The 13,997-nt window shown below is 56.8% G+C and carries 11 protein-coding genes; all 11 read left to right on the forward strand.

The genetic code is table 11. From position 1 onward, the window contains the following. Positions 1–44 precede the first annotated feature (44 nt). The 11 genes from ACJ8PL_RS18335 (at position 45) to ACJ8PL_RS18385 (ending at position 13,997) form a co-directional block, all read left to right on the forward strand. Positions 45–929, forward strand: coding sequence for an ATP-grasp fold amidoligase family protein (locus ACJ8PL_RS18335; RefSeq protein ID WP_016930105.1), 885 nt, complete (start codon positions 45–47; stop codon positions 927–929). 640 nt (positions 930–1,569) lie between these two features. Beyond that, positions 1,570–2,484: an alpha/beta hydrolase gene (locus tag ACJ8PL_RS18340; protein ID WP_115436527.1), complete on the forward strand. Its 915-nt coding sequence runs from the start codon at positions 1,570–1,572 to the stop codon at positions 2,482–2,484. A gap of 427 nt (positions 2,485–2,911) precedes the next feature. Continuing rightward, on the forward strand, positions 2,912–3,322 hold the full coding sequence (locus tag ACJ8PL_RS18345) for a GNAT family N-acetyltransferase (RefSeq protein WP_016930107.1): 411 nt from the start codon (positions 2,912–2,914) through the stop codon (positions 3,320–3,322). A gap of 27 nt (positions 3,323–3,349) precedes the next feature. Further along, complete coding sequence (locus tag ACJ8PL_RS18350; protein WP_004937346.1) at positions 3,350–4,039, forward strand: helix-turn-helix transcriptional regulator; 690 nt, start codon at positions 3,350–3,352, stop codon at positions 4,037–4,039. 20 nt (positions 4,040–4,059) lie between these two features. Continuing rightward, a complete protein-coding gene (locus ACJ8PL_RS18355) occupies positions 4,060–5,361 on the forward strand; it encodes a cytosine permease (protein WP_028127599.1) in 1,302 nt (433 codons plus the stop codon). 531 nt (positions 5,362–5,892) lie between these two features. Next, entirely contained in the window at positions 5,893–6,507 is a 615-nt protein-coding gene (locus tag ACJ8PL_RS18360) for a helix-turn-helix domain-containing protein (RefSeq protein WP_016930109.1), read from the forward strand. Then, positions 6,508–7,404: a queuosine precursor transporter gene (locus ACJ8PL_RS18365; RefSeq protein WP_004937338.1), complete on the forward strand. Its 897-nt coding sequence runs from the start codon at positions 6,508–6,510 to the stop codon at positions 7,402–7,404. Further along, positions 7,382–8,221: an NADPH-dependent 7-cyano-7-deazaguanine reductase QueF gene (gene queF, locus ACJ8PL_RS18370; RefSeq protein ID WP_110147605.1), complete on the forward strand. Its 840-nt coding sequence runs from the start codon at positions 7,382–7,384 to the stop codon at positions 8,219–8,221. The genes ACJ8PL_RS18365 and queF overlap by 23 nt, the downstream gene beginning before the upstream one ends. A gap of 123 nt (positions 8,222–8,344) precedes the next feature. Continuing rightward, on the forward strand, positions 8,345–10,492 hold the full coding sequence (locus tag ACJ8PL_RS18375; RefSeq protein ID WP_442531319.1) for a phosphocholine-specific phospholipase C: 2,148 nt from the start codon (positions 8,345–8,347) through the stop codon (positions 10,490–10,492). Between the two features lie 85 nt (positions 10,493–10,577). After that, complete coding sequence (locus ACJ8PL_RS18380; protein ID WP_079451641.1) at positions 10,578–11,714, forward strand: ABC transporter substrate-binding protein; 1,137 nt, start codon at positions 10,578–10,580, stop codon at positions 11,712–11,714. A gap of 159 nt (positions 11,715–11,873) precedes the next feature. Next, complete coding sequence (locus ACJ8PL_RS18385) at positions 11,874–13,997, forward strand: TonB-dependent receptor family protein (protein ID WP_028127597.1); 2,124 nt, start codon at positions 11,874–11,876, stop codon at positions 13,995–13,997.

Here is a 13,997-nt window from a genome sequence, read left to right on the forward strand (position 1 = left end):
GAACGTCTTAATCATTGTCATTATGCTTTGATGGAATTACGTATATGAAGAGACAATTCAAGAAGTTTATTCTGAATCAGCTGGCCGTATTAGCCCCCGAATTCAAGGCCAGATTGATATACAAAAGGGCATTTGGCAAACCGCTGAATTTACAGTCCCCCTCAACCTGGAATGAAAAGATAAATCATCTTAAGTTGAATGACTACAGTAATAACGCATTAGTGACTCAATGTGCAGATAAATATGCGGTGAGAGAGTACATCAAAGAAAAGGGATGTGAAGAGATTCTTAATGAGTTGTATTTTTCCTGTGATTCAGTGCAGGAAATACCGTGGGAAACGCTGCCTGATAAATTTGTCATCAAGGGAAACCACGGTTCAGGGTATAATTTAATTTGCCAAAATAAGCAATCGTTGAACATTAAAAGCGCCTCTCATCTGATTGATGGGTGGATGAAAGACGATTACTGGAAAACCTATGTAGAACTCAACTACAAAGGGATACAAAAAAAGATCATTGGGGAAAAATATATCGAATCGGCCAATGGTCACGGGCCTGAAGACTATAAAATCTATTGTTTCCGCGGTGTGCCTTACTGCACCTTACTGTGCGTCGGCAGGGATACCGGGACGCCAAAATATTACTTCTTCGACAAAGAGTTCAAGTTCCTTTGCTATAGCGAGGACTGCCTGGCATTGAGCCAGGAGGAGATAAACGCTTTCGTGAAACCTGAGGGATATGATGAACTGTTTGAGTACGCCACTCGCTTGTCGGCGCCCTTTGAGTTTGTTCGCGTTGATTTCTACATCTCGCAAGGCCAGATCATTTTTGGCGAGCTGACTTTTACCCCCTCCGCCGGGTTGGATACGGATATTTTGCCGCCGACCGATATTTTGCTTGGCAAGATGCTGACGCTGCAACAGCACTGATTTTCACCGGACGCCCGCAGAGAAGATCGTGCGGCGCAGTATCCAGCGCGAGGAGGAATACCGGCCGGCATGTTCGCAGCCTGCCGGCCGGTATTGCCCTGAGGGTTATCGGGCCAATGACCTCGCTTGTTCATGCCGCCGTTACAGAAAAGCCCCGCCACCCATCCCTGATAGCCCGCAGCCGACCCAAGAGCAATGCCTCAGCCGGACCACATAACCATTTGAAAAATAATGGCATTAAATAATCAATAAGAATCACTTACATATTTATAATAAAATGTTCTATATGTATAGGAAGCTATAATATAAGATACCGGAAAGTTTCCCTGGTGTTGTTGTGTGTCTTTGCCCTATTTTATAGGGCTTTTTTTGCTAAAAATCGTTGATAACCGTGTAGTTCCCCCTCCCTTCGCCATTCCTCTCACCATAAAAATCATAACCATTTCTAATTAATTGCAATCTCTCTTATTCCTGACTTACCAATAATAACAATGAGTTGCTATTAACCCGGCAAAGCAACTGGCGCCCCTCTTCCGGGTTTTGGCCGCCATTCTCGGCCGGAATGTCCGCCCTAAAGCTAGGTTTTTGCCGGGCGCGAACGGATGCTACTATCGGCCTTTTTCCGAAGGTGTTAACCCGCATGTTTTTGTCCAACCGGCATTTTATCTCTGCGCTTCTGGCGCTCGCCATCGGCCTTTGGCTGCCGGGCTCCGTGCTGGCCAGGCCCGATTTGGAACGCAAGATCGGCGCTACCGTAGCCGATAGCGATTCTGCGGATTACCGTTTCAGCGACCTGCGCTTCACCTCCGCCGATGGCCGACGGCATTATCGCGTTCGCATCGCCCAACCGCATCGGGCGCCTGAGCCGGACGGCTATCCAACGATTTATTTCCTTGACGGCAACGCGGTGCTGATGGAGTTAAACGCCGCCTTACTGGCCAAATTGGCAGCGGCGAAGCGGCCGCCGGTGCTAGTCATGATCGGCTATGACAACGATCTGCGCATCGATGCCGCCGGCCGCGCCTACGACTATACGCTCCCTCTGCCGGCAGGCATGAAGACACCGCCACGGTCCGGCGGGGGCGCGGATGCGTTCCTGCAATTGATTGAAACTCGGATCAAACCGGCGATCGCCGCCAGACTGGCGGTCGATCCGCAGCGGCAGACGCTGTGGGGGCACTCCTACGGCGGGCTCTTCGTTCTGCACACGTTGTTTACCCATCCCGCCGCCTTTCAGCGCTATATCGCCGTGGAACCCTCGCTGTGGTGGGGCAATGGCATGATCCTGCAAGAAGCGCAGCAGAGGACGGAACGGCGCGCGACGCCGGCGGTAAGGCTGCAACTGTGGGTTGGCCTGGCGGAACGCGATCGCACGACCCCGCCCGGCGTGAAGAGCCCCGCTCTGCCGGCGGACGCAACGCATTTGCTGGCCGAACAGCTGGCGCAGCTCGACGGTTTCACCGTCGGCTATCGGGAATGGCCCACCTTAGGGCACGGCGCCATGCTGGGCGCGACCATCGAGCCGGCGCTGGACAGCGTCATCGCAGAAGACTGAATCCGCGGCTCAGAAGGTATCGGCCACATTTTCATCTGCGGCGCATATCTTCTGATAAGAAGAGTGTTTAATATCTGAGACAGAGAACGGTGGCCGCGGGCGAGCGCGTCAAAAAACAAAGTGGCTCCCCCGTCGGCAAGTGAGCTTGCTCTATCCGGTGGAGCCATACAGTACTGCAGTTTTCCCGGTGGGGCCCTGGTGAGGCGCAAGTAGGAAAAGATGGTGTAAGCAGGGCATTTCAGCGTTTTAATACCGCCTGTTTCACTATTTTCTTCTCCCTGTGGCGCCTATCATAAGCGCCCGCTCACCAGGTGGAAAAGGGTGAAAACCACCCTTGAAATACATTAACGAAAGTGATATTAGAAGCGGTTAGGGCGAAAGCGCCTAGTTCAGTTTTGAATAATTAAATCAGGGAATTATATTAAAAATGAATATTAATATCACCGACAAACCCAACCCGCAGGATGAAGAGTTCGTTATCGACAGCCTTTGGGCGCACAATCATAAAACCCAGCCCGTAGACATTCACCCGCTGTTCCTGACCGTTACCGACGACAGCCAGCAGATCGTCGGCGGCCTGGTCGCGCGCACCTGGTGGGGCGGCCTGGAAGTGCAGTATCTGTGGGTTGGCGATCAATGCCGCAAAAGCGGGTACGGCCGCCAATTGATGGAGTTGGCCGAAGAAGAAGCCCGCAAGCGCGGTTGCCATATGGCCTATGTCGATACCTTCGATTTCCAGGCCAGAGGCTTCTACGAAAAACTGGGCTACCGGGTCTACGGCGAACTGGGCGACTATGCGCATCGCCACACCCGCCATTATCTGGCTAAAAGCCTGTAACGCGGCCTGAGCGGCACAGAGGTGGGTATGGGTTCATCGCATAAAAATAATGAATCTTATTTTAAGGGCCTCATCACCATGATGGAGCACCTGAGCGAACCCTGGGGCATCAAAGATCACCTGTCCCGCCACCTCTATATGAACCGCGCCGCTTATCTCTATACCAATACGCCGCTGAATTTCGACGTCGCCGGCAAATATGACCACGAGTTCCCCGCCGACTGGGCCGACTCCGCCGCCGACTTTATCGAACATGACAAAATGACCGAAGCGGCGCGCGATCGGGTCACGGTCATAGAAACGCACTACTGGTACGGCAAAGACAGCCTGACGCCGTTTATCAGCGAAAAGCTGCCGGTGTACAACGATGACAAACAGGTGATTGGCGTGATCTGGAACGCCAAGCCGATGAACAGCCTGTCGCCGTTGAAGTACATCAATCAGCAAAAACCCAGCGTGTTGACCACCGAAGTCAATAACGAGCTGTTCACCCGTGCCGAACTCGATGTCATTTTCCTTATGCTGCAACGATTTACAGTGAAAGAGATAGCCAAAATCTATAATGTCAGCAATAAGACCATCGAAAACCGCATTTATAACATTTACCAGAAGGCCAACGTGCATACTCAGCAGCAATTTGAGGAATACTGCAAATACGCCAATCTGGATAACTACATTCCCGATCGCCTGATAACCAAAGGCATTCAGTTTATTTGAACCGCAAGGAAGATCTCACCGTGATAAAGATCGAAGATTATCCGCTCACCCGGGTGCCGCAAGATAAACGAGTTTCGTTTTTAAGCGTGGCCATCGTGCATATGGGCATGCTGACCGCGCTGGACCAGTTCATGCTCGGCGCCGTGCTCGGCAACTCCATGACGCTGATTGACGCCTTCACCGCCATTTTTGTCGGCAGCCTGATCTTCGGCGTGGTGACCTTCGGCCTGGGGCTGGCAGGCATGCGCGAAGGCATTTCCGGCAGCCTGCTGGCGCGCTGGTGCGGTTTCGGCCGTCTGGGCTCGGTGCTGATCGGCGTGGTGGTTGCCGTCAGCCTGCTGGGTTGGTTCGGCATTCAGAACGCCATTTTCGCCAAATCGCTCGACTTCGCGCTCGGCAATAAGCTGGGCTTTGGCCTGGCCGCCGGGCTCTCGGGCACGCTGTTGACCATCCTGGTGGCATTCGGCTTCAAGGCGCTGCGCATCGCCGCCCGTATCGCGGTGCCGATGTTCATCATGCTGGTGGCCTATATTTCGGTGACCGCGCTTTCCGGCCATAACCTGCAGGAGATCATCCAGCTGGCGCCGCCGGGTGAACCGCTGACCATCAGCGCCGGCATCACCATCGTCGTCGGCGGCGCCATCGTGGCCAGCCTGATGACCCCCGATCTGACCCGTTACTCCAAAAACGGCAAGCACGTGCTCGGCGTCACGCTCTTCACCATCATCGCCGGCGAGTTCGTGGTGAACGGCCTGGCGATCCTGATCGCCAAAACCCTGGGCACCGCGGATGTGGTCACCATCATGTCGCAAGCGGCCGGCGGCGCCGGTTTGCTGGTGGTGGTGTTCTCCACCCTGCGCGTCAACGATCTCAACCTGTACTCTTCTTCGCTGGGCATCGTCAACGCGGTGGAAGGCATCACCGGCAAGAAGCTGAAGTACACCTACACTACGCTGGTGATCGGTATTCTGGGCACCACGCTGTCGGTGCTGGGCATTCTTGACCGCTTTGTCGACTTCCTGACGGTGCTTGGCGTGGTCTTCCCGCCGATTATCGGCATCATGCTGGTGGACTATTATCTGCTGCGCAGCCATCGCAAGATCCTGGATGAGAGCCGCCGTACCGGCCAGTTGCCGAACGAAACGCCAACTATCGGCTGGGCGGCGATCGTCGCCAGCATCGCCGGCGGCGCCGTCGGCCTGGCGACCGAATGGGGCGTACCGACCATCAATTCCCTGGTCGCTGCCAGCCTGCTGTATTGGGTGCTTAAACTGGTCTTCAGCCGGGCGCAAAAACCGCTGGCATCACAGAAATCGCTCTGATTTTCGTGAACGCGGTAATGCACTCCTCCAGGTCCCGGGGGAGTGTTTGACGCTCGAAAAGGGGATTCAATGCAAAAGAAGGGGCCGATCGCGCAGACAAGCGGCCGTGGTGGTTAGGGTCCCTGGTGTCGGTAGCAAGCTATCCATTTATGCTCAGAGTGTGGCAATGCCCCCTCTGAGCTTTTTATTATAAAAACTGTCGGCTTCCGTATTTTGATCGTAAAGAAAAGCTTCAGCTTGCATGAACAGTAGCCCATGAAATCGGCTTTGGTCAACATAAAAGTAAACATAAAACCGGCTTTTGTGTTCACTTTTCCATAAGTAAAACCTAATCAATTGATTTGCACGGCTTTATCTTTCTCGCAGAGGAAGCAGGCTACCCCCGCTGACATCACTGCGCTAAACGGCTGACGATAAACAATAATTACCACTAATAATCAGTTCGTTACCCGCCCGTCCGCGCCTTTTTATCTGGACAACGCCAATGCGTAAGATATAGTGAAGCCTGCGTAATGTTTGTAAGGACAGCCAATGAAAACCACCAACGCACAGCGCAAAATCAACATCATTAAAAATATTGAATATCTGATGCGTACCCGCGGTGAAACCAAGGCTTCCTTTTCCAATCGCAGCGGCCTGACGCGCACTACCCTCTACAAAATTCTTGACGGAAGAGTGAACAACGTTCAGCAATCCACCGTGAATCGGATCTCCGATTTCTTCGGTGTCTCCTGTGAAGAGATCGAAGATTACGATCTGGAAAAGCTGGAGCTGCTTAACGAAACGCTGTCCACCGAAGGCAACAAGAACCCTTCCGCCATTCCGGTGATCCCGCAGTCGCGCTATCTGGCCGTCTCGCAACGCAAGATCGGGCAGCTGGTCACTGAGTTCCCTTTGACTTATTTCTTCGGCGATGAGTCGAACATGTTGGCAATGAAAATAGAGACCGAAATTAAAGGGTCATTTATTCCCGGCGAGGTCATCATCATCAAACGCCCGCCGGTACTGATTTGCGATTCGCCTTTGCTGTATCACTCGGGAAAAAGCGGCTTCTTTGTGGTTGAAGACAAAGACAGCGAAAGCATGGACAAACGCCCTCAGGACACCGTGCAATTCCTGGGTTACATCGTTGGAGAAAGGTTATAAATGGAACCGAATCAGAAGTTCAAGCTGTTGGGCTTCACCCGGCATGGCACCATCGCGGCCAATGTCATGGTATTGGCCACCGGCAAAACCATTACCATGGGGCTGAATGAGCTGGCCGACAGCGAAATATCAGAAGATCTGAGCCGGCACGAGCTGCAGGCGCTGTACCGCAAACTCTATGGCGATAACCAACAAAAAACCGCCTACGAGCTCAGCGATCGCCACGAACGCTCCTGGTACGCCTATCTGATTATTACCGTGGCGCTCAGCGTGATTTATATTTTCTCAACGCTGTGCGGCGTCAAGCCGATCCAAATCCCGGTACTGAATCTCATCACGCCGCCGGCGATCTTCATTTACCCGCTCACGTTCATTCTGGTGGACATCCTTAACGAATTCTATGGGTTGCGGTTGGCTCGGCGCACCATCATCATCTCGTTTATCGCCAACCTGACCTTCGTTCTGGGAGTCTGGGTGACAACGCTGGTGCCGAGCATTCCGCAGTGGGAGTACAGCGAGACCTACAACGGCATCGTGCACAGCATCATGGCGGTGCTGGTGGCCTCGTCGGCGGCCTATCTGATTTCCGAGAACGTCAATTCCTATCTGCTTTGCAAAATCAAAGAGTTGACCAACTCCCGTTACCTGTTTGTGCGCGTGATCACCAGTACCGTAGTGGCGTCGGCCATCGACAGCGTGGTGTTCTGTACGCTGGCGTTTTACAACGTGCTGAGCTGGGACATCATCAAGACCATGATCCTGTCGCAGTTCCTGATCAAGGTGGTTTACGCCCTGCTGGGCGTCGGGCCGATCTACGCCACCCGCAGTCTGTTTAACCGCTACATCAATACCGAACAAGCAAAGGGCAATGAATATGCATATCCAAAAGCAAGATAAGATCACCCATCTTGGCGCGAACTCCGATTATCCGGATCAATATGCTCCCGCATTGCTCGAAGCCCTGCCGCGCGCGCGCGGCCGCGATCTAATCGGCGTGGACGAGCGGCAGCTGCCATTCAGCGGCTTTGATCTCTGGACCGCCTTCGAGCTGTCGTGGCTCAACGGCAAGGGCAAACCGGTGGTGGGCATCGGCGAATTTACCTTCCCGCACTCTTCTTCCAACCTGATCGAATCCAAGTCGTTCAAGCTGTATCTCAACAGTTTCAACCAAACGCGCTTCGACAGCGTGGAACAGGTGAGCGCCGCCATGCAAAAAGATCTGTCGCAGGCGGCCAACGGCCAGGTCACCGTCAAACTCTATCCGGGGCTGGAAGGTTACCCGGCGCAAATCGATCGCCTGCCGGGCATCAACATCGACGATCTGGATATCGCGATCGACGACTTCGCCTTCAAGCCGGAATACCTGAGCGGCGCGGCCGATCAAGGGGACCGCGTGGCGGAGACGCTGTCTTCCAATCTGCTGAAATCCAACTGCCTGGTCACCAACCAGCCGGACTGGGGCAGCGTGGTGATCCGCTATGAAGGCCGCCAAATCGATCGCGAAAGCCTGCTGCGCTACCTGATCTCCTTCCGCCAGCACAACGAATTCCACGAGCAGTGCGTCGAGCGCATTTTCAACGACATCAAGCAGAGCTGCCGCCCGGAAAAACTCAGCGTGTTCGCGCGTTACACCCGCCGCGGCGGCCTGGACATCAACCCCTTCCGCAGCGATTTCGAGACAGCGCCGGCGCTCGGCCGCCTGATCAGGCAGTAAGCGTTACCCCCCAATGCTCCCGCCAGGGAGCATTGTTTCCCTCGCTTTCATCTCCCTGTTATTTTTCGCCATTATCGTCGTCAGCGGCTATCTTCAAAGCACACTGACGGAGATTAACGACGCATGCCTGACCTTTCACGCAGAGATATCCTGCGGGCTGCCGCCATCGGATCGGCATTCTCGCTGTTGCCCGCCTCGATTCGCAAAGCGCTGGCCATTCCCGCCAACAACCGCACCGGCACCCTGCGCGACGTCGAACACGTGGTGATCCTGATGCAGGAAAACCGCTCTTTCGATCACTACTTCGGCACCCTGCCGGGCGTGCGCGGCTTCAGCGATCGCTTTACCATCCCACTGCCCGGCGATCGCCTCGTCTGGCAGCAACAGGGGGCCGAACGGCTGGTGCTGCCCTACCATCTGGACAGCAAACGCGGCAACGCCCAGCGCGTCACCGGCACGCCGCACTCGTGGGTGGATGAGCAAGCCGCCTGGGATCACGGCCGCATGAGCGCCTGGCCCACCTACAAAACGCCGGCCTCGATGAGCTACTACCGTCAGCAAGAGCTGCCGTTCCAGTTCGCACTGGCCAACGCTTTCACCCTGTGCGATGCCTATCACTGTTCCATCCACGCCGGCACCAACACCAACCGGCTGTTCCACTGGACCGGCACCAACGGCCCGTCCGCCGCCGACGTGGCGATAGTGGTCAACGAATGGGACAGCCCCGGCCCGGCGGACATCGGCTACCAGTGGACAACCTATCCGGAACGGCTGGAGGCGAGCGGCGTCAGTTGGAAGGTGTATCAATTCCTGCCGGACAACTTTACCGACAACCCGCTGGCGGGTTTTCGCCAATACCGCGCCGCCAGCATTCAAGTGGGCAACCCGGCGCGGCCGCCGAAAGACTTCAACGCTTTCGTGCCTTATAGCGATGCGCTCAACGAGGCCGCACCGCTCTATAAAGGCAACGGCAACACCCTGCCGGCCGCCGACGGCAACGACCTGGACGCCATGCTGGCCGGATTCCGCGCCGACGTGCAGCAGGGCAAACTGCCGCAGGTCAGTTGGATCATCGCGCCGGCGGCCTATTCGGAACATCCCGATCCCTCCAGCCCGGTGCAGGGCGGCTGGTTCACCCAAGAGATCCTCAACGCGCTGACCGACAACCCGGAGGTGTGGAGTAAAACCGTCCTGCTGGTCAACTACGACGAAAACGACGGCTTTTTTGACCATATGCCTTCGCCTTCCGCGCCGTCGCTGCGCGAAGACGGCAGCTTCGCCGGTAAATCGACCGTACCGTTCGACACCGAGATCTTCCAGCACGTGGCGCCGCCCGGCTCGCAGGATCAACCGCCGCCGGACGGCCGCATCTACGGCCCCGGCCCGCGGGTCCCGATGCTGGTGCTGTCGCCCTGGAGCCGCGGCGGCTGGGTCAATTCACAGGTTTTCGATCACACCTCGGTGCTGCAATTTTTGGAAAAGCGCTTTCAGGTGCATGAACCCAACATCAGCGCCTGGCGCCGCGCGGTGTGCGGCGATCTCACTTCGGCGTTCAACTTTGTCGATCCTAACGGCGAAGCATTGCCGAGCCTGCCCGCCACCAGCCGCCACGCCGCCGACGGCCTGCGCCAGCGTCAGGAACAGCTGCCGCAGGTGCCGCTGCCGCCGCCCACCCACCAGCGTTTACCCCACCAACGCCGCCTGGCGCGCCCTTCCCGCGCTCTGCCCTACCAGCTGCACGTCGAGGCCAGCGTCGCGACCGAGCAGCGCCGCGTGACGCTGAACCTGTTCAATACCGGCGAGCAGGGAGCGGTGTTTCACGTCTACGATCGGCGAGACCTGACGCAAATCCCGCGTCGCTATACCGTCGAGGCCGGCAAGGCGGTCAGCGACGACTGGCGGGCAGAAAATGAGTACCATCTGTGGCTGCTCGGCCCCAACGGCTTTCATCGTGAACTGCGCGGCGCCCTGAGCCGGCCGCAGCCTGAGGTGCGTTTGCGCCCGACGGGCCGCAACCTGCTGCTGCAGTTGAATAACCCGGGCACCGAAGCGATAGCGATCACCCTCGAACGCTGCCCTTACACGCAGCAAGGCCCGTGGCCTGTCACGCTGCCTGCGGGCGGCAGCCACCAGCAAGCGTTTGACGCCCGCGCCAGCGGCGGTTGGTACGATATTACGCTGCAAAGCGCCGGGGGCTGGCTGCGTCGTCTGGCGGGGCGGCTGGAAGATGGCGAACACAGCGTCAGCGACCCGCTGATGGGCCATGAGTAACTATCGGCACTGTGGGAGTTCAAAAATCGAAAGGATATCGCTTATCATTGCGTTCTCGTTCTTCGCCGATTACCCAAGGATCTTCATGCCCGCTGTTCTTATCGCCAAAGCCGGCCGCTGGTTGGCCGCCTGCGTTTTACTGTTGGCCGGCGCCGCTCAAGCCGCGCCGATCGTCGTCACCGATGTCGCCGGCCGCCAGGTCACCCTGCCGCAACCGGCAAAACGCGTTATCCTGGCCGATGCCCGCGCGTTGCTGGCGCTGAATATTCTGCATCCGCAGGAGCCGCTGAAAAACATCATCGCCTGGGACAACTCGCTGAAGGTCAAAGCGCCGGATCTGGTTGAAGCCTACGCGAAAAAATTCCCGCAGGTCATGCAGATCCCCACCTTCGACAACCCCTACACCAGTGATTTCAGCGTGGAAAGCGCGGTGGTGCGTCAACCGGATCTGATCATTTTCGACATTGGCCTGCTGAGCAAATTGAAAGACAGCGGCGTGCTGACCCAGCTGGAAAAAGTCGGCATCCCGGTGCTGATCATCGATTTTCGCCAACAGCCGCTGACCAACACCATCGCCAGCATGGCACTGTTGGGTAAAGTATTTGACGAGCAGCCCAATGCCGACGCCTTCATCCGTCTCTATCAGCAGCGCCTCGAGCTGGTGCGGCAGCGGGTCGCCACGCTGAAACCGGAACAGCGCCCCAGCGTCTTCATCGAGCGCAGCGCCGGCATCAAAGGCGAACAGTGCTGCAACACCTTCGGCAAAGGCAGTTTCGGGCAGTTCATCGATACCGCCGGCGGCAACAATATCGGCAGCACGCTGTTTTCAGACATGGGCGGTGAAGTGAACGTCGAACAGGTGATCAGCAGCAACCCGGATTTCTATCTGCTGACCGGCGCCGACTGGAGCCGCGGCCATCGCGGCACGCTGGCGGTGCCGCTGGGTTACGCCACCGATATGGCCACCAGCCAAAAGAAACTGGCGCACCTGCTGGATCGCACCGGCATTAACGTGCTGAAAGCGGTGAAAGAAAAACGCGTGATGGCGATTTATCATCAATTTTACGACACGCCGCTCAACTTTATCGCGGTTGAGGCGATCGCCAAATTCCTGCACCCGGCGCTGTTTAAAGATATTGATCCGCAAGCGGATATCAAAATGGTGCACCGGAAATTCACCGCGCTGGATTACAGCGGCGTCTTCTGGCTTACGCCACAATAACCCCCGCCAGGGCCCGCCAGCCGGGCCCTGTTTCCCGCAGTCATTATTTAGTTGCCTACTTAACTATCCCGTAACAATTTTATTTACTTGCCAATAATTATCATTAAGATTGTCTTTTCTAAAAAATACATCCGGGTCTGAAACTCTTAAGGCATTATTATGTCACCTCTTTTTCGGCTTTCTCTGCTGACGGCTTCCATCGCCATCGCATTCCCTGTCCTTGCTACTGATAACTCATCTCAGAACGATACCGACACCGTGACCGTCGTCGGCAACTGGCTGGACAACCCTGATACCAGTTCGGTGCTGCTCAACCATCCGGGCGCGCGTTCCATCGTCACCCAGCAGCAAATGCACGAACAGGGCGACCAAACCATCGCCGATAGCCTGCGCGGCGTACCCGGCGTGCAAGTGCGCGACAGCAACGGCACCGGCGGCAGCGACATCTCGCTCAACGTCGGCGTGCGCGGCCTGACTTCGCGCCTTTCTCCACGCTCCACCATTCTGATGGACGGCGTCCCGCTGGCGGTCGCGCCTTACGGCCAACCGCAGCTGTCGATGGCTCCGCTGTCTATCGGTAATCTGCAATCGGTGGACGTTGTGCGCGGCGGCGGCGCGGTGCGCTACGGGCCGCAGAACGTCGGCGGCGTGATCAACTTCGTTACCCGAGACATTCCCAAAACGTTTGGCGGCACCGCCAGCGTACAAACCCAGGGCGCCAGCCACGGCGGCCTGAAGACCCTGACCAGCGCCTCCGTGGGCGGCACCGCAGACAACGGCCTCGGCGCCGAACTGCTCTATTCCGGCCTGCACGGCCAGGGCTACCGCGACAACAACGACAACACCGACATCGACGATTTCATGCTGAAAACGCGTTATGCGTTTACCGATCGCGACGAACTGTTGGCCAATTTCCACTACTACGACGCCAAAGCCGGCATGCCGGGCGGGCTGAGCAGCGCGCAATACGCGCAGAACCCGTTCCAGTCCACGCGGCCGTGGGACCAGTTCGAAGGCCGCCGCAAGGATATGTCGTTCAAGTACAAACATCAGGAAGACGACAAACAGTTCGAAGTGTTGACCTACTTCACCGACAGCTACCGCGGCAGCAACATCGAATCGGAAGGCACCGGCAAAAACGCGGGCCAGCGGCGCATGGTTTCCTATCCGCGCCACTATTCAACCTGGGCGATCGAACCAAGTTACTCGCAGGTCTTCCGTTTCTGGGATATGGCGCACGAGATCACCCTCGGTTACCGCTACCTGAATGAAACCATGGATGAAAAGGCGTCTCGTTCGGCCTGGTATAACCCGGCGAATATCGGCTCGACGCCGGAGACCCCGGACTATTATCAGCACACCTCTGGCGGCACCGCAGCCAACGCGTTCTATATCGACGACACCATTAACGTCGGCAACTGGACGGTCACGCCGGGCCTGCGTTATGAAAGCATTCGCACCCACGTGGACGATTCGTTCAACAACATCAGCCGCGAGAAAAGCTACAGCGAGCCGCTGCCGTCATTGAACGTGATGTACCACCTGTCCGACGCCTGGAAACTGTTCGCCAACGCCAACACCTCGTTCGGCAGCATGCAGTATTTCCAACTGACCAAAGGCGGCAACGGCAACCAGCCGGCGCCGGGGCTGACGGCGGAAAAAGCGCGCACCTATGAGTTCGGCACCCGCTACGACGACACCGTGGTTAAGGCCGAGGCCACGCTGTTCTACATCGACTTCGATAACCAGCTGCAGTACATCAGCAACGACGTGGGCTGGACCAACATGGGCGCCACCAAGCACAAAGGCATCGAGCTGGCGCTCAGCTACGATCTCAGCGAGCTGAATCGGGCGCTCGACGGCGCCAGCGTCTACACCAGCTATACCTACACCAAGGCCAGCACCGACAAGGGCGACTTCGCCGGTAAAGATCTGCCGTTCTACTCGCGCCAGGTCTATACCGTCGGTACGCGTTACGCCACCGGCAGCTGGGTATGGAATCTGGACGGTTATGCGCAGTCGAAACAGCATTCGCCGGGCACCGGGCCGGAGTACATCACGCAGGAAAGCGCCGATGGCCAGTTCGGCAACATCGCCGGTTACATGGTGTGGAATATGCGCGGGGAATATAACTTCGGGCCGCAGCTGTCGAACCTGACGCTGGGCGCCGGGGTGAAAAACCTGTTCGATCAGCGCTACTTCACCCGCTCCAACGACAATAACTTCGGCAAGTACGTCGGCGAACCGCGCACCTTCTTCGTGCAGGGGTCGATCGCTTTCTGA

It is taken from the genome of Serratia sp. CY83965 (assembly GCF_052166375.1).
Lineage (GTDB): Bacteria > Pseudomonadota > Gammaproteobacteria > Enterobacterales > Enterobacteriaceae > Serratia > Serratia marcescens.